The following is an 18,370-nucleotide window of genomic DNA, read 5'->3' as shown; positions in this document are numbered from 1 at the left end:
TCTTTGATGGAGACAATATATGGAATTTCAAACAATTATTGACCATCCTGAATGGTTACTCATGCTGCTCGCTCCGCTATTTATTGGTTTGATGGTGGCAGAATATATCATAGGCCAAAGAGGAGGAAGGCTGCCTAAAAACTCCGCCTACAAACTGCCCGAAGTGCTATGTAATTTCTCTTTAGCAGGAATGCATCAGCTAGCCGACCTTCTTACTGGTCTAGTTATCGTAAAACTTTATTTGTGGCTATTTGGTTGGAAGCTACTGCAAATTGAAATGAACGTAATGTCCTTTGTTGCCTTGCTGATCTTACAAGATTTCTGCTACTACTGGTTTCATCGCGCTAGCCACCGTATCCGTTGGATGTGGGCGGCTCATGTCGCGCATCATAGCTCGGAAAGAATGAACTTTAGCACCGCATTTCGCCAAAGCTTAATGTACCCTATTGCTGGCATGTGGCTGTTTTGGGTTCCTTTGGTCATCATAGGTTTTGAGCCGAAATGGGTTGTCTTCGCCGTGCTGCTAAATTTGGGGCTACAGTTTTTCGTCCACACTCAGTGGATTCGCTCTCTGGGTAAGCTCGAGCTCATTTTTAACACACCCTCGCATCATCGAGTCCATCATGGACGTAATCCACAGTATATCGATAAGAACTACGCGGGTGTTTTGATCATATGGGACAAACTGTTCGGTACGTTTGAACCTGAAGTGGAAACCGTCCGCTATGGGATCACTAAGCCTATCGACAGCTACAATCCGCTGACGGTCACCTTCTCCGAATGGCGAGATATGTTCCATGATGCGCGCAACAAGCATATGTCATTAAGACAGAGGCTGATGATCTTGATTGCACCTCCCACTGATAAACCCGTGGCTATTGAAACAAAGGATTCAAAACAGCCTATAGAAGAAGCCAATCAGTAACAGACTAACCGTCGACACTGTGCTCTTTGCGCAAGCCTTCAAGTAACTGCCGTGCTTGTTTAGGGCTACGCAAGCGAACAAACCGAATATGCTGATAATCTGGGTTGATCATGTCTGCTAGGTAACGCTTTTGGTTGCTGCGGTAAGTCTTTAGCGTCCAGAGGATTATCGAATCACGACTAAGAAAAGACTTAGCAAGAGATTCTCGATTCCCTGTTCCCGGCCAAAGCTCTTTGCCTGTGAGACTTCGCTGTATCGCTCGGCTTATCGCCTGATACAAAGTCCGTGGGAGAGAATAATCTACCCAAATAACGGTATCGACGTTCTCCCATTTCACTTTCCGTGTACGGTTGTAGTTGCCATCGAGCACCCAACTTGAGCCTTTCAATGCATTGCGAATCTTGGCAAAGAACTCTAGGTCTGGGGCCTCCTGCCAATCAGGCTTCCAGAACAAGCGATCCATCTCGATATGCTCACAATCAAGAGCACTTGCTAGCTGAGCACTAAAGGTTGATTTTCCACTACCACTTGTCCCTACAACATTCACTTTATGCATTGTAACTCCTTGTATACTAGCTAAAAAAGGGGCGAGAGTAGACCACAAGTTGTGCATTCAATCAAGAGAAATGTTGCGAATAGCACCAGACTAAAAAGGGCATCCGAAGATGCCCTAAGTCATATGTCTAAGATCGTAAGTTTAATCAAGTCTTAGTGTCACGCCAGAGTAGTTTGTGTAACCGCGCAGCATCACATGGTAAGTCACGCCTTTTTGTGCTGATACACTACATTGCTCACTATTGCCGTTGCGGTATGGACGACAATCGTAGCTGCTGGTCGTTGGCTTGCTGCCTGCTTTGACATACAAGTCAGCATCACCTGAACCACCTGAGATAGAAACAACCACATTTGATGCAGCGTCTACCGTGAAGGTGTAAAAATCTTGCGCCGAACGGTTGCCACTTAGATTAGCGATAGGCTCACCTTTCTTAAGAACATCGCCTCCTGGAGGAGTAACACCACAGCCTGCATCAACTCCAACTGTAGTAAATGCTGCCTTGACATCATCTACATTGTAACCCATATCAGCAGCAGCTTTTGCTACACCACACGCACCTTGATCGAAGGTACTGTTTGCAGTCCAATAAAGTTGGTTGGCTACGGTAAAGACTTCAAAACCTTTGCGTACATTCCAGCCACTCTTGTTCGATAACAAATAGAAAGCACGGTTAAATACACCACTTGAGTAGTGAACATTTAGACCATCGTAGTATTGAGATGCGTGGTCAATTGAGCGCCCGTCTTTTGAAGGCTGCTCGAAATAACGCAGCCCACCTTCAGATTTAAAGATATCTGCACCGACGATCCAGTCCACGTTACCACGCATGTAGTACTCTGCTGCTTCACCTGCGATGTCAGAGAATGCTTCGTTCATACCTCCAGACATGTTTTCGTAAACTAAACCAGAGTTTTGCTCAGTAAAGCCATGACTCACTTCGTGTGCACTTACGTTAATATCGACAAGCGGATAAAAGGTGTTTTTGCCATCACCAAATGTCATCGAAGAACCGTTCCAGAACGCATTTTCATACCCAGAGCTATAGTGCACGCGCATGGTTAACTGGAACGTCAGTGGCGCGGTGTTCATCCACTCCTTGTACATATCGAATACAACGTTGCCAAAATAGTGCGCATCGTTTAGGGGAGAATAAGCACCATTTATGTACTTGTGGTCGGTGAAGTTTGTTCCATCAGTACAGTCGTATGTGTACGCTTGACTGCCAGATGTCCCGTGGTTCAAATCGATGGTTTTAACCGCTGCATTTTCAAGTTTACACTTAGTGCCCGTTTTATCGATAGCAAAACCTGGAAAGTCTTTGCCATAATCATAACGGTTGGTTTTTAAATTACCACCCGGTCCAGTACCAGTTGCTTCAGCGTGGTTTAAGCCGTCCCAATGCTTAAGTACCTGACCTGTCATCGCATCAATAAAGTAGAAAGGGCGAGCAGGTTCCTCTGCCGCGACAAAGAAATCCACCAGGTATACCACTTGTGCGGTTTGAGACTCATCCAAACGCACCATTAGCTTAACATTTTCGTTTTCAACATTTAGCTTTGCAACAGAATGACCTTGATAGGCTGAAACCGCAGCAGCAACCGCTTGCTTCTCATCAAGAGTTGGACTGATCGTTGCAAGATCGGCACCAATACCTTGTGCCATCATACCAAACACTTGGCTCGGCTGATCTTTGGAAACCGTCGCAACCACTGAGGTATCAAATACAGGTAACCCTAAATGCGTTTGCTGATAACGGACTTTGGTTTTCCCATTTGGCAATACGACACGTTTTACTTCAACGAAACCTGTCTCCACTGGAGCGACGCTGTTCGACTGAGCTTGTAGAGTCTGCTGTAGCAGTGCATCGTCTTTGACTTGCACCATTTCTGCCGCATTTGCAGCCCAACTTAGTGATGTGCCCATGATAGCAGCGATCATCCAGCTTAATTGACGTTGTTGGTTCATTATTCTTTCCTGTGATTTTGTAGAAATTCCCTCTTCCCAACCGCTAGATAGGAAGTATTTAGCGATAAATCGCGCATTAACCATGGAAGATCACAACAGAAATCTGCAAGTTCGCGACAAAATTAATTTTCACTTTACGTCACACACAGTTTACGCAAACTAATCAATAACATTGATTAGATAACTGGAGGAAATAATTGATCCACAAAGAAACAATGAGTTACGACTAATGACAAATGTGTGCGCCGATTTATTCACACAAAATTATCAGCAAGAAGCACGTGACTTACGCCTAAAGTTTTATGTGCATTTTCATCATTTACAGTCCAGCTCCCTGTAATTCATAACCTAACTGATAACATTTGATGAACTCGTGAAATACCCAACTCAATTGAATCTGAAGTGGAACAAGTACTAGAGTTAAAATATTGTAAAATCGACTGGCTCTAGCATGCGTTCAAAGTCGCAAAATAAGCCCTACTCTAGCCACATGTATACAAAGTAAAGTATGATTGTTTTATAAAGGAAATAAATGGTTTAAGAGTGAACGCCGCCTATGGCAAATCTAAAAAATTCTGTGGCAAAAAATATCAAGACTAAAGTCGCGGGTCAGACCCAAGATGATGTCGTTTACTGCCACATTTTCGATGCAATTCTGGAACAACGCCTTCCACCAGCAACGAAACTCAATGAAGAAGCCTTAGCCGAAATCTTTAGTGTGAGCCGAACCATCATTCGCCGCGCTCTGCTTAGACTCTCTATGGAGCAGGTTGTCAGTATTCGTCCAAACCGTGGGGCTATGGTCGCAGCGCCAACTAAGGAAGAGGCTAAGCAAATCATTAAAGCGCGTGAAGTTATGGAGCTTGCGATTACTGAGTTGGCCGTTGAGCACGCAACACCCGCCGAGATTGACGAGTGTCGTCGATTGGTTGAGAAAGAAAATCAAGCTTTCGATAATGGTGATTATGGTAAAGGGCTACGTTTATCAGGTGAGTTCCATATTAAGCTAGCCGAGATAGCAAACAACGCTCCATTGCTTGCCTTCCAACGTAGCTTAGTTTCTCAAACGTCACTGCTTATCGCCCAGTACGAAACAGGCAACCATGCTAACTGTTCTTTAGATGAACATACGGTGTTACTTGATGCCATTGAAGCCGGTAAGACCGAGCCGGCCGTCGAGCTAATGCGAGTGCATATCGATCATATTCGTTCCAAGCTCAATTTAGACAGTGGCGCCGCTTCCAACGATCTGCACGTTGTGTTCTCTGATTTGATTAAAGGACGTTGATAGAGTGGTGAGATGCGAGACCGCTGCGCTACCAAAAAAAGCCAAAATCCCAACGCTAGTTTAATAAGGTGTTGGGAATTTCTCTCCCTCAATACTCGCTGCAAGAGCTCCCCAACTCACTCCTCCCTCCTTCTTGAGGATGACAGTGCTTCCATCCCGCATCTCTCATCTCTCATCTCTCATCTCTCATCTCTCATCTCTCATCTCTCATCTCGCAGATTGTACACAATAAAAAACACAATATTAATTTTCTTTACGTAAAGATTTCCCACTCAAAGATTACGTACATTTATCCTAATAATCATAAACTTAGCGAAAACACCTCTATTTGGAAGCGCCTAAAACGCACTTTTTTTGTGTTGCATTTTTGTAAAAATAAAGTTGACCTTATGGTCAAATTATCCAATTATTGACCACAAGGTCAGAAAACAACATCAGAACAGTAGTGTCAATGCACAAGGAGGTCTCTTGATTACTTTCCTACTCAATCAAGAACTCAAACAAGAAAGTGAGCTGTCACCTAACATGACAGTGCTTCAGTACCTGAGAACACATGTACAAAAAACCGGTACTAAAGAAGGATGTGGTTCAGGTGACTGTGGAGCCTGTACCGTTGTACTGGGTGAAGTCATCGAAGGAAAACTTCAGTACCGCTCTGTTAACTCTTGTTTGACGTTCGTCTCTAGCCTTCATGGTAAGCAGCTTATTACCGTCGAAGACTTGCAGAACAAGAACAAACTGCACCCAACACAGCAAGCCATGGTGGACTTTCATGGTTCTCAATGTGGTTACTGTACTCCGGGCTTTATCATGTCCATGTTCGCTCTAAGTAAGAACAAACCAGCAGCGAACAAAGAAGATGTCATGGAATCACTGGCTGGCAATCTATGTCGCTGTACGGGTTATCGCCCTATCGTAGATGCTGCCTTGTCACTGGTTTCAAACGAGCCACTAATGGATCAGTTTGTTGAGCTTGAGAAGAAAACTGTCGCGAGACTACAAACCTTGCAAGAACAACCAGCTAGCTTAAGTCATGGAAACTTGACCGCGTACCTTCCGCGTAGCGTCGATGAGCTAGCAGAAATTTACGCTGCAAATCCTAAGGCAAAATTGGTTGCTGGCGGTACCGACTTGGCGCTAGAAGTGACTCAATTTCACCGAGAAATCGAAACACTAATCAACGTCAACCTTGTTAAAGACATGAAGGTCTGCGCAGAGAGCGAAGATGCCCTACACATTGGTGCCAACGTGGCGATTAGCGATGCTTACCAACTGCTGACCCACCACTACTCTGATTTCGGCGAACTGCTACATCGCTTCGCATCACTGCAAGTACGCAACCAAGGTACGCTTGGCGGCAATATTGGTAACGCTTCACCAATCGGAGACGCGCCACCACTTCTTATCGCCCTCAATGCTCAGGTTAAACTGCGCCGTGGTAAGCAATCAAGAATCCTTCCGATTGAAGATTACTTCATCAGCTACAAGGTGACAGCTCAGCAAGAAAGTGAGTTTATTGAACAAGTCATTATTCCTAAACCGAAGAGCAATGACACTTTCCGTGCATACAAACTTTCTAAGCGCTTAGATGACGATATATCAGCAGTATGTGGGGCGTTCAATATCCAGATCGAAGACAACAAAGTAATAGACGCTCGTATTGCCTTTGGTGGAATGGCAGCAACACCAAAACGCGCTTCGAACTGTGAAGCAGCCTTAATTGGTCAAAGCTGGACACAAGAGACTATCGATAAAGCAATGAAAGAGATATACAGCGATTTTGAGCCGCTGTCTGACTTCCGCGCCAGCAAAGAGTATCGCTCTATGACCGCCGCTAACATGCTGCGCCGTTTCTTTATCGAGCAGAACCATCAAAACAACCAGATTGAAACGAGGGTAACGTCTTATGTCTAACGCACACCATCAGACCCTATCTCATGACGAGATGGTCGCCATCGTAAAGCAGGATCTCAAAACTGGCGTTGGTAAAAGCGTAAAACACGACAGCGCCCCAAAGCAGGTAACCGGTGAAGCGGTCTATATTGATGACCGCCTTGAATTCCCAAATCAACTGCATGTGTATGCCCGTTTGAGTACCCAGGCTCATGCGAAAATTACCAAGCTTGATGTGTCTCCATGTTATGAATTCGAAGGCGTGGCAATTGCCATTACCCATGAAGACATACCTGGGCAACTTGATATCGGCGCCATACTACCCGGTGATCCACTGCTTGCTGATGGGCTCGTACAATATTATGGACAACCTGTACTAGCAGTTGCGGCGAACGACATGGAAACCGCGCGCAAAGCCGCGCAAGCCGCCATTGTTGAGTATGAAGCACTGCCACCGGTTCTGGATGTCAAAGAAGCACTAGAAAAAGAGCTATTTGTGACTGAAAGCCACCAGCAAAAACGTGGTGACTCGGCAGCAGCACTTGCTAATGCTAAACACATCATTGAAGGTGATTTAGAGATTGGCGGTCAAGAGCATTTCTACCTTGAAACTCAGGTTAGTAGCGTTATGCCGACCGAAGATGGCGGTATGATCGTATACACCTCAACGCAAAACCCAACTGAAGTACAAAAGCTAGTTGCTGAAGTTCTTGGCGTACCTATGCACAAAGTCGTGATTGACATGCGCCGTATGGGTGGTGGTTTTGGTGGCAAAGAAACCCAAGCAGCAGCGCCAGCATGTATGGCGGCTGTGATTGCCCATCTCACCAAGCGGCCAACTAAGATGCGTCTACCACGTGCAGAAGATATGACCATGACGGGCAAGCGTCACCCATTCTACAACCAATATAAAATTGGTTTTGATGATAATGGCGTCATTCAAGGCTCAGAGATCATCGTTGCAGGTAACTGTGGTTACTCACCAGATCTATCGAGCTCGATTGTTGACCGCGCAATGTTTCACTCAGACAACGCCTACTACCTAGGTGATGCAACGGTCACAGGCCATCGCTGTAAAACCAATACTGCCTCAAATACGGCCTATCGTGGTTTTGGTGGCCCGCAAGGTATGATGACCATTGAACACATCATGGATGAAATTGCCCGCTACTTAGGCAAAGACCCACTCGAAGTACGCAAAGCCAACTACTACGGTGGGGAAGGACGTGACGTCACTCACTACTACCAAAAGGTTGAAGATAACTTCTTACCAGAGATCACAGAGCAGCTAGAACAAAGCAGTGACTACCACGCTCGCCGTAAAGCGATTGCCGAGTTCAACAAGCAGAGCCCTATCTTGAAGAAAGGCTTGGCGATCACTCCAGTGAAATTTGGTATCTCGTTCACGGCGACTTTCCTCAATCAGGCTGGCGCGCTCATTCACATCTACACCGATGGCAGTATTCATTTGAATCACGGTGGGACAGAGATGGGACAAGGCTTGAATATCAAAGTGGCACAAATTGTTGCACAGGAGTTCCAAGTTGATGTTGAACGTATCCAAATCACCGCTACCAATACCGACAAAGTACCGAACACATCGCCAACAGCAGCCTCATCGGGCGCCGACCTCAATGGTAAAGCCGCGCAAAATGCCGCACTAACCATTAAGCAGCGCTTGATTGATTTCGCTTCTAGTCACTTTAAGGTAACGCCAGAAGAGGTGGTATTCAAAAACGGTATGATCATGATCCGTGATGAAATCATGACCTTCGAATCCTTTGTTCAATTGGCTTACTTCAACCAAGTATCGCTATCGAGCACAGGCTTCTACCGTACTCCGAAGATCTACTACGATCATGAAAAAGCTCGCGGTCGCCCATTCTACTACTTTGCTTACGGAGCCTCTTGCTCGGAAGTGATCGTTGATACCTTAACGGGTGAGTACAAGATCCTACGCGCAGACATTCTGCATGATGTAGGTGCTTCGCTAAACCCTGCCATTGATATCGGTCAGATTGAAGGCGGTTTCCTACAAGGTGTCGGTTGGTTAACCACCGAAGAGTTAATCTGGAATGAGCAAGGCCGCTTAATGACCAATGGCCCTGCAAGCTACAAGATCCCGGCGATTGCAGATATGCCAATTGAGTTCCATACCCACTTGCTGGAAAACCGAGCGAACCCAGAAGATACGGTATTTAATTCAAAAGCCGTCGGTGAGCCGCCGTTCATGTTAGGTATGTCTGTTTGGAGTGCATTGAAAGATGCGATTGCCTCTATCGCCGTCGAGGGAGCGGTTCCTAAGTTGGATACACCAGCAACACCAGAACGGGTATTGATGGCAATTGCGAAAGTGAGCCAGCCACAAACGGCACCAGAGCAAGCAGAGAAAGCCTAACCAACGTCATTCCATCGACTGACGAAGGAAGGAGTAGGGAATCTCTTAAAATCAGCACTATCTATAAGAGATCCCCTACTCTCCCGTTCCTCGATCTTGAGGATGACAATGGTTAAAGAGTCCTTGTTGCCGAGAATGACGACAAGATAAATAGTTCAAGGAGAGACGTATGTTTAAGGACAATTGGATTCATGAACTGGCACAACTAGAGAAAAACAGCGAACCGTGCGTGATGGTGACTGTATTGGAAGACCGAGGCTCTGTGCCAAGGGATGCAGGCACCAAAATGCTTGTCACACGTGACAGGTTAATTGCCACTATAGGTGGTGGTCATCTTGAGCATGTCGCGACCAAAATGGCTCGAGAGATGCTGATCGCAGGTGAACGCTCACTCAAAGTAGAACGCTTTAATCTTGGTGCCCGCCTGGGCCAGTGTTGTGGCGGAATGGCAACACTGAGCTTTGAACCTATTGGCACCGCGCAAAAACATCTGGTTGTGTTTGGAGCAGGCCATGTCGCCAAAGCCCTTTTACATATCGTCTCAACTCTTCCTTTCCGAGTGACTTGGATTGATGAGCGTGATGATGTTTTCCCTGAAGAACTGCCACGCAATGTGACTAAGTTAGTCACCGATGATCCGGTAGCGGAGGTACGAGATTTGCCACCGAACAGTTACTACTTAGTCATGACTCACAATCATCAACTCGATTTTGAACTGACTAGAGCCATTATTGACCGAGACGACAGCGTCTATTTCGGCATGATTGGTTCACTGACTAAACGCAAGAAATTTGATATGCGCTTAGCCCAGCGTGGTTACAGTGATGCACAGATCAACACTATGATTTGCCCCATTGGCGTCAGCATGGTGAATGGCAAGCATCCGGCAGAAATCGCGGTATCGGTTGCAGGTGAACTAATCGCACACTATCAGGGCATTCCACTTGAAGAAAAGCGCCCTACGGCACACAGTAAAAGTAATCATATGAGCGATTCGCCACTGGAAGAGAAAATCGCCTAACCCAATCAGCCGTTTAATTTGGGTTGAAAAAGGAAGTAAAAATGACAACGCAACGCAACGCTTATCGTGCAGCAATTTTGCACAGTATCGCGGATCCGAAAGATGTCGGACTGGACAATTCATATCAATTCTTTGATGACGGTATCATCGTTGTCGAAGACGGGCATATTGTAGATATTGGTGAAACCGAAGAAGTGCTCGCTCGCCAACCCAAAGACCTCAATATTACCGAGTACGAAGACAAGCTGATTACCTCTGGGTTTATCGATACCCATATTCACTACCCGCAAACGGGTATGATCGCTTCATACGGTGAACAACTGCTCGACTGGCTAGAAAACTACACCTTCCCAGAAGAGCGCCGTTTTAAGAATCCAATTTACGCACTCAAGGTCGCTAAGTTGTTTTTTGATGAACTGGCAAGCAACGGGACTACTACAGCCCTCGTATTTGGTACGGTACATAAAGAGTCGGTAGACGTATTTTTTGGTGAAGCGGAACGTCGTAACCTACGCATGATTGCAGGCAAGGTATTGATGGATAGAAACGCGCCTGACTACCTAACCGATACGCCCGAATCTGGATATGAAGCATCAAAAGAACTGATTGAAAAATGGCACAATCGCGGGCGACTGCTTTATGCTGTTACTCCTCGATTTGCTCCCACTAGCACACCTGAACAGCTAGCCACTGTGGGTAACCTGCTCGAAGAGTACCCAGATGTGTATATGCACACTCATCTTTCAGAGAACAAGAAAGAGATCGAATGGGTACTGGACCTATTCCCTGAACGAGATTCTTATCTCGATGTCTATGACCACTATGGTTTACTGCACAAGCGCTCGGTATTCGCGCATGGGATACACCTGTCTGATTGTGAGTGCCAGCGCCTTGCCGACACGGAATCAGCCATCGCTTTTTGCCCTACGTCTAACCTTTTCTTAGGTTCGGGCCTGTTTAAACTACCTAAACTAGAAGAGCATGGCGTAAGAGTCGGGATGGGAACTGACGTCGGAGCCGGAACCAGCTTCTCGATTCTTCAGACCATGAGTGAAGCGTATAAGATAATGCAGCTTCAACAAGAGAAACTGCATCCACTTAAGTCTCTCTTCCTCGCAACATTAGGCGGTGCTCGTTCACTCCACTTGGAGGACAAGATAGGCAACCTTGAAGTGGGTAAAGAAGCCGACTTTGTCGTCCTCGACCTACATGCAACTCAATTAATGCGTTTCCGAATGAACCAAGCAACGACCCTTGAAGAGAAACTGTTCGTCCTGATGAGCTTAGGGGACGATAGAACAGTGTGCGAAACCTTTATCTACGGTGAGAAAGCGTATGATGCCAAAGGGCAGATAGACGGAAAGAAGTTCGCTAGCTAAAGTGGAAGCAAACTAATATCGCTCCAAATAGAAAACGCTCCCGGTTGATGGGAGCGTTTTTATTAGCCAAGCAGGTATCTCTATTTAATGCCGTACTTAGCTAATATCTTGTCAAACGTACCGTTGGCTTTTATCTCGGCTAGCCCTTTATTAAACGCCTCAATGTACTCTGCATGATTTGGGTTTGCTAAACCCGAAGTAACGTGCAGCGGGTTAACTGACAAGGCATTGTTGGTGAAATCAAAATCGTCTAAGTTCATACCTGCGCCAGATAAGGTGGATTTAGCAACGAGTTCATCTTCTAGGGTCAAATCCACACGTTTTGCCATCAACTTTTTGGCATTAGCGACCAAGTCATTAGCTTCAGGTTTTTTAAAGTTAGTCGCTGCTAAAAACTCATCACCATAGCCATAATTGCGAATAATTCCCACAGTTTTGCCTGATAAACTGTCCAAACCGTTGTACTCGAATCCTTCGCCCTTACGCATGATAAATTTTAGAGAGTTTTCTAAGTAGGGCTCGCTGTACTTCAAGAATGAGGTACGTTCATTGGTAAACCATGTCGCAACCAAGACGTCAACCTTGCCACTTTTGACTTCATTGAGCGCTCGAGTCCAAGGCATGATTTTAAAATCTACGCTATGGCCCTGAGATTTAAAGGCTTCGGTAATGATTTCAACCGATACTCCTGGATTGGCTTTATCCTTTTGAACAAATGGGGCCCAAGGGTCTTGCGCAGCCGTTACCACCGCTGCATTAACAGCAAAAGATAATAATGTGCTAACCACTAATAAGATGAGATTTCTCATAACATGTCCTCTGTTTATATCTTAGGTACGGAACTTAGCCATATGATTGGCAATACTTTGACTTAAGCTCAATACTTCTTCTGTCCTTTCTGCATTCTTAGTCGCGCCCGAAGAAACATCATTGGTAGCCTCCGATGCCTCAACAATCGCCTGACTGATTTCTTCCACTGCCATACGTTGTTCGTCAGTCGCTTGAGATATTTGCCCACTTCTATCTGAAATGATTGTAATCAGGCTTTGCACCTCACTCACAGAGCTTTGCGATTCACTCACCCGAGTAGCCGTCTTTTCTAGTAATGTTGCAATCCGTGTAAGCTCATCTTCAACCGATTTAGTTGCTGCACCTAATGCAGAAATGTTTTTTTGGATCTGTTCGGTCGACTCACTGGTTTTCACTGCCAGATTGCGTACTTCATCGGCGACAACAGCGAAGCCTCGCCCTTGTTCACCAGCCCTTGCTGCTTCGATGGCAGCATTGAGCGCCAATAGATTGGTCTGCTCAGAAATATCATTAATAACGTTGAGAACCGTGGTAATTTTTTCCCCTTCATCAATCAAAATATGCATTTCCGCATTTACATGATTCATCTCTTCTCGCATGTTGATGATATCGCTGGCAGAACTTTCAATCGCATCATTAACATTTGAAGCGAGGGAGGTCGCTGTATGAGCCTGTTGCGCTGTCTCTGAAGCCGTATCAGCAACGGTAGAGACCGATTGATTTAACTCCGTAGCAGCTGCTGCAACTGTCGTGAGCTGATGCTTTTGCATCTCCAGTTTTTCAGCATTTGCTTTAGCGGTTGCTCCATTGGCTTGCGCCTTGTCCTTAAGGTTGTCTGAGGACTGATTCACATCTTGTACAATCACCCGAAGTGATTCTGTAAAACTGTTTATCCCATCGGTAATTTCCGCAAATTCTCGATACTTGGCGGGGGCTAATTTGTTGGTCAGGTCACCATCACCAGAGGCTAGATCTTTAATCACCTCCGTAAGATCGGAAATAGGGCGAATAACCGTCATAGACAAGGCAACGACAATCACGATAGACAGAATGATATCGAGTATAATCAGCTCGATAATGTTGGTTTTTAATGAATCAGCAAGCTTGGCATCGAGAGCATGGGTATCAAAATAGACCGTGACCTTACCTACAGGGTTTTCTTCCCCATATTCGACAAATGTTAGGTTCTCTGTGATACCGTTTTCAGCGGAAAATAGGGACTTGTTCTCTACTACAACGGTTTCTCGCTCTTCACCCGACATTGTCTGAGTTAAGAACAAAAGATCATTACCATCATTATCGATTAACTGAATAGCAGAAATCTCTGGTAAGTTAAGCTCTGCAGACATAGAGACTGTTGCAGAGTCTAGATCAAAATCCCACACCGCTTTAGGCAAGCTGATCATCATCCGCTGAGTCGTGTTCTCTACGGAGTGTTGCAGTTCGACTAATAAATTGTCTTTAAAACTTTGATACTTAATGAATGCCGATACTAGTAACACTAAGGTCAAAGCGATAATGACCTGCACCAAAAATACGACTTTTAATTTTTTCAAAACTGCCTCCCAAGTTTTTCGACAGTTAATAAAAAAGTAGTAACTGATTAATCAATTATCAAACAAATCGATTAATTAGAATTAAATCACAATTATTAGGGTGTATAGCGGCGTTGCCGTAATGAAGAAATACCAAGAGACTGGCATCAATATGTCTACAGCGACACTTCAGATCAACCGTTTTAATCTTCACAGAAGTGGTTTAGGTCAGTCCTAAGTTGGCGCAGACGCGTACTTGTCCAAAATACGCTGCACCAAGTCCATACGCACAGGCTTAGGCACAACATCATTAAAACCTAGCTCTAAATAATGCAGTACATCTTTATCGAAGGTGTTGGCCGTCAGCGCAATGATTGCGGTATCGGGCGCTAAATCATCTTGGCGGATTCTCTTTAACGCTTCTATACCATCCATAATTGGCATTTGAATATCCATGAAGATGATGTCGAAATGGCGCTGTTTAATGATATCTAGGCACTCTTGTCCATTGTTTGCAGTGATAGTTTCTACTTGTAATGTTTCCAACATTTTCTGCGCGACAATTTGATTAACTCGCATATCTTCCACGATCAAAGCAGATAAGCCAGAACTCTTTTTTAACGGTATATCCGTTTGTTCTACCATCACACTTCGGCTGCCTAAGGCACTAAGCAGACTGAAAATATCATAAGGTTTGGTCAGCTTTATCTGCTTTTCTGAAATGCGAACTGAAGCATTTAAATCAGTGATCATAACGCTCATTTGGTCATCAATATGAACCGCTGGCAAATTGTTATCTATCGCGCTGCCGCCACTTTGGTAGTAAACAGCCACCTCGCCAGATTCATCAAACAAGCCAAAGCGTTTGAGTTCATTACTGATTAACTCTTTGGCGTGAAGGTCTGCGCTAACCACTCTTAATCGGCTTTCGAGATTCGTTGCACAATGAATCGCTTTCTCCCCTTCCACTTTAACTGGAATTACAACGCTAAACTCAGTGCCTTTATCTAGCTCACTTTCAACCTCGATACTTCCATTCATCAGCTTCACCAACGACTGACAAATAGACAGCCCCAAGCCCGTACCGCCATATTTTCTTGTGATTGAATCATCGGCTTGAGTAAATTCTTCAAATACTTTATCAATTTGCTCTCGTGACATGCCAATACCAGTATCTAACACTTTGAGTATTAAGAAGCTCGTTTGTTGTGAGCGCTCTAATGAAAGGCGGACATCAACATAACCCCGCTCAGTAAACTTAAGTGCGTTATAACTTAGGTTATTGATCAACTGCAGCAGCTTGGTTTTATCTGCGATGAGCTTGTAGTCTTTATCCAGCTCTGTAGAAAAAAAGATCTCGACATCGGTTTTACTCATATCGACAAAAATGGTTTTAGACAGCTCAATCAACTCACTGCAATAGAAAGATTCAATTTGCAGCTTCATCTTTCCTTGCTCTATTTTGCTGATATCGAGCACACTGTTAATCAGTTTGAGTAGGTGCTGACCAGAGCTATTGATCATCGACAAAAAGTTACGCGTCTGCTCATCGGTAGCTTCATAGTACTCTTTATGGCTTAAGCCGATAATCGCATTTAATGGAGTCCGCATTTCATGAGACATATTGGCAAGGAAGCGAGCTTTAGCCGTTGCATGTTGCTCAGCGAGTTTTTTTGCTTCTTCCAGTTTGTCTCCGCGTTCGGTCAAGTCTTGACTAAGTTTAATTTGGTGCAGATACATATAAGAAATCACTCCGACCAGAATGATTGAACAGGCAACAATCACTACCATGTACAAATACAGACGGTCATAGAGATCTTCTTTGTCCTGAGTAAACTCGAGTTGATTCCTTTGTACTTCTGCGACAAAACTTGATAAGTACTTGTTGAGGTCAAAATACGTTTTTTCTACCGCGTTCAATAAGTCTGCTAAGTTCTCTTCGTTTTTAAGCGTAATACCAGATATTTGCGTCGCTAGTTGAGTAATTCTTTCTTCCAATTCTGCCAACTCATCCAAGTCACCATACTGAGCATGTATATTTCGCGTTCGCTGCGCTTGTAGGTCTTGTAAGATGCTGGCTTTATGTACTCTCGCTTGTATTTTTAGTCGCGCCAACGAGCGAGGATCTTGTTGAATCGAGAAGTTCAGTATTTCGGCCTTCAACAACAACAATTTGGACTTTGCCGAAATATTGTTATTCACGATTGTGACATAGGGTTGAGGGGATATTTTTCTAATTTCACTTAACGAGTAGAAGAAATAGGTAGCCATTATCAGCAGCACAATGCAGACACTCGCAATAATGGCTATGAAGGTGCGCCCCTTTGGTAAAAGACGGGAACTCATTGCTCTATTCCACAACTATTTCTCTTACCTGCCACACCGACAGGCTATAGTAAAAGTCGTTTCTAAGTTCAGCGTGCTCGGTGAAAGGCAATACAACAAACAAGGGGCCTTTGTCATCAATAGTCATTCTAACCCCTGCCTCATGCGTTGCGAGTAGAATGCCATACTTCTTAATGTCCTCTAGCGAGATAGTGACAACATAATCATCCCACGCAATCACTTGAACCTGCTTACCCTTAGCACCCACGTATTCAAGTAAGCTGGCTAATTTGGGGCCTTTATATTCGACCACTTCAGCGACGACATGATTATTGGTATGAATAGTCCCTTGCTCTAATCCAAAGATCATCGCTTCATCAAACTCAACGCCCTGTGGAGAGTTCGTTTGGCTTACATTACCCGATATCCAAAGGATTGGCTCCTCGGTTGGAGGTGATATCGCCAACACATATTGGCTAACAAACAGTAAAGTGCTCATCGCACCAATAATTAGAGCTCTTCGCATAATCGCCTCTAACATCCGGTAGTTGAGTATTAGCGCTGTAATCTAGGTCTATCAAGTCAGTATAGACAAAGATCGAGAGTGGGATGGAAATCAACAAAGGTATGTCATTGAATCGAAGACAATTTACTTCCTTTTACCTAAACGATCACTTTCACCAATGATCTTGATCTCACTATCTACGCTGCACCAATAATGCTGCAGATTGTTCCTAATCAGTGCGTTAGAGACTTACGAAACACTCCAAATATGCCTACCCCATTGTTTCTAAACAAATAAACCTCTTGGCACATAGATTGCTCAATAGCTGGTCAGTCATTGTATACAAGCAAAAATACAAAGGAGAACACAATGGAAAAGACTTCCGACTTAATATATGCACTTGATGATAAACCCGCGCCAAAAGCAGCCGCGTGGGCTGCTATTCAGCACGTACTGGCAAGCTTTGTAGGCATCATAACTCCAACGCTTATTATTGGCTCTGCGCTAGGCTTGGGTGAACATGTTCCTTATCTGATCAGTATGGCGCTGATGGTGTCAGGGATCGGCACCTTTATTCAAGCAAGGCGAGTTGGTCCGATAGGTGCAGGGCTTATTTGTGTTCAAGGTACCAGTTTCGCTTTTCTAGGATCGATTCTGGCTGGTGGCTTTTTGGTCAAAGGGCGCGGTGGAAGTGCAGAAGAGATTCTGGCCGTCATTTTCAGTGTCTGTTTCGTTGGCGCGTTTATCGAGATATTTCTCTCTCAGCTCATCGACAAACTTAAAGCTGTCATTACACCGATTGTCACAGGCATTGTCATCACAACCATTGGTATCTATCTAATTAAAGTGGGGGTAACTGACTTGGCTGGCGGCTTTAACGCACCAGATTTTGCTAGCCTTGAAAATTTGATGTTAGGCGGTTTAGTACTCACGACTATCGTTATCATGAACTTAAGCCGTCATACTTGGGTTCGTCTCTCGTCCATTCTTGTTGGCCTTATCGTAGGTTGGATTGCTGCAGCATTAATGGGAAAAGTCAGTCCTATCGATTTTTCCAATCAATCTATGCTAAGCATCCCTATACCTTTCAAGTACGGTTTCAGCTTCGACTGGGAAGTATTTATACCAATCGCGTTCATCTACCTAATCACAGCGATAGAATCGACCGGTGACATCACTGCAAACTGCATGTTCTCTAAGCAAGAAGTGACTGGTCCGAAATACTTAAAACGCCTTAAAGCTGGCGTTCTGGGTGATGGTGTTAACTCACTGATTGCCGCTACTTTCAATACGTTCCCTAACACTACATTTAGCCAAAACAATGGGGTTATCCATTTAACTGGTATTGCGAGTCGTTATGTCGGTTACTTCATTGCAGGGGTATTGTTCTTATTAGGCTTGTTCCCCATGCTAGGCACACTATTGATGACCATTCCAAAGCCAGTGCTAGGTGGAGCAACATTAGTTATGTTCGGTACAGTAGCGGCAGCGGGAATCAAGATCATCGCCTGCGAAACTCTCAATCGTCAGAAGATAATGACAATTGCTTTATCATTTGGTTTCGGTTTAGGGGTCATGTTAGTACCTGATCTATTGAGCAATGCCCCGCAGCTGGTACAAAGTATCTTTGGCTCTCCGGTGACACTATCTGGTATTACAGCCTTAACGATGACAGCTCTGCTATCAGTGTTTGATCGCCAGAAAAAGGAAAAAGACCAAGAAGTGATTCTGGCAGATAGTTAGTCAAAAGAACCCTCAACACTTGTTGAG

General features: G+C 44.7%; 13 protein-coding genes. 7 read left to right on the top strand and 6 right to left on the bottom strand.

The genetic code is table 11. The features are described 5' to 3' along the window. Nucleotides 1-19 precede the first annotated feature (19 nt). Nucleotides 20-925, top strand: a complete 906-nt coding sequence (locus tag APB76_RS06180) for a sterol desaturase family protein (RefSeq protein WP_054961096.1) — start codon at nucleotides 20-22, stop codon at nucleotides 923-925. Nucleotides 926-929: 4 nt separating this feature from the next. On the opposite strand, the gene APB76_RS06175 is transcribed toward APB76_RS06180, so the two are convergent. Continuing rightward, entirely contained in the window at nucleotides 930-1,481 is a 552-nt protein-coding gene (locus APB76_RS06175; RefSeq protein WP_054961097.1) for an AAA family ATPase, read from the bottom strand. Between the two features lie 141 nt (nucleotides 1,482-1,622). Then, nucleotides 1,623-3,446 carry a M4 family metallopeptidase gene (locus APB76_RS06170; RefSeq protein WP_054961098.1) on the bottom strand — a complete coding sequence of 608 codons (1,824 nt, stop codon included), beginning with the start codon at nucleotides 3,444-3,446 and terminating at the stop codon, nucleotides 1,623-1,625. A gap of 556 nt (nucleotides 3,447-4,002) precedes the next feature. On the opposite strand from APB76_RS06170, the gene APB76_RS06165 reads away from it, so the two are divergent. From APB76_RS06165 to guaD, 5 genes are all read left to right on the top strand, one after another. Then, nucleotides 4,003-4,734 (top strand): GntR family transcriptional regulator, encoded by a 732-nt coding sequence (locus APB76_RS06165; protein ID WP_054961099.1) that lies wholly within the window; start codon nucleotides 4,003-4,005, stop codon nucleotides 4,732-4,734. A gap of 468 nt (nucleotides 4,735-5,202) precedes the next feature. Further along, nucleotides 5,203-6,648, top strand: a complete 1,446-nt coding sequence (xdhA, locus tag APB76_RS06160; RefSeq protein WP_054961100.1) for a xanthine dehydrogenase small subunit — start codon at nucleotides 5,203-5,205, stop codon at nucleotides 6,646-6,648. Then, entirely contained in the window at nucleotides 6,641-9,025 is a 2,385-nt protein-coding gene (gene xdhB, locus APB76_RS06155) for a xanthine dehydrogenase molybdopterin binding subunit (RefSeq protein ID WP_054961101.1), read from the top strand. Before xdhA ends, xdhB begins: the two co-directional genes overlap by 8 nt. 169 nt (nucleotides 9,026-9,194) lie before the next feature. Continuing rightward, complete coding sequence (gene xdhC / locus APB76_RS06150; RefSeq protein ID WP_054961102.1) at nucleotides 9,195-10,046, top strand: xanthine dehydrogenase accessory protein XdhC; 852 nt, start codon at nucleotides 9,195-9,197, stop codon at nucleotides 10,044-10,046. A 41-nt stretch (nucleotides 10,047-10,087) separates the two neighbouring features. Further along, nucleotides 10,088-11,425 (top strand): guanine deaminase, encoded by a 1,338-nt coding sequence (guaD, locus tag APB76_RS06145; protein ID WP_054961103.1) that lies wholly within the window; start codon nucleotides 10,088-10,090, stop codon nucleotides 11,423-11,425. A gap of 80 nt (nucleotides 11,426-11,505) precedes the next feature. Here the strand turns inward: guaD and APB76_RS06140 are convergent, their stop codons facing one another. From APB76_RS06140 to APB76_RS06125, 4 genes are all read right to left on the bottom strand, one after another. Next, nucleotides 11,506-12,234 (bottom strand): transporter substrate-binding domain-containing protein, encoded by a 729-nt coding sequence (locus tag APB76_RS06140; protein WP_049844652.1) that lies wholly within the window; start codon nucleotides 12,232-12,234, stop codon nucleotides 11,506-11,508. 21 nt (nucleotides 12,235-12,255) lie between these two features. After that, nucleotides 12,256-13,791, bottom strand: coding sequence for a methyl-accepting chemotaxis protein (locus APB76_RS06135; protein WP_054961104.1), 1,536 nt, complete (start codon nucleotides 13,789-13,791; stop codon nucleotides 12,256-12,258). A 213-nt stretch (nucleotides 13,792-14,004) separates the two neighbouring features. Further along, entirely contained in the window at nucleotides 14,005-16,116 is a 2,112-nt protein-coding gene (locus tag APB76_RS06130; protein ID WP_054961105.1) for an ATP-binding protein, read from the bottom strand. A 4-nt stretch (nucleotides 16,117-16,120) separates the two neighbouring features. Continuing rightward, nucleotides 16,121-16,621 carry a hypothetical protein gene (locus APB76_RS06125; protein ID WP_054961106.1) on the bottom strand — a complete coding sequence of 167 codons (501 nt, stop codon included), beginning with the start codon at nucleotides 16,619-16,621 and terminating at the stop codon, nucleotides 16,121-16,123. Between the two features lie 348 nt (nucleotides 16,622-16,969). On the opposite strand from APB76_RS06125, the gene APB76_RS06120 reads away from it, so the two are divergent. Continuing rightward, nucleotides 16,970-18,343 (top strand): nucleobase:cation symporter-2 family protein, encoded by a 1,374-nt coding sequence (locus APB76_RS06120; RefSeq protein WP_054961107.1) that lies wholly within the window; start codon nucleotides 16,970-16,972, stop codon nucleotides 18,341-18,343. Nucleotides 18,344-18,370: the final 27 nt, after the last annotated feature.

Origin of the sequence: Vibrio bivalvicida, assembly GCF_001399455.2 — a bacterium.
Classification (GTDB): Bacteria; Pseudomonadota; Gammaproteobacteria; order Enterobacterales; family Vibrionaceae; genus Vibrio; species Vibrio bivalvicida.
This window is presented reverse-complemented; position numbering and strand designations above follow the sequence as displayed.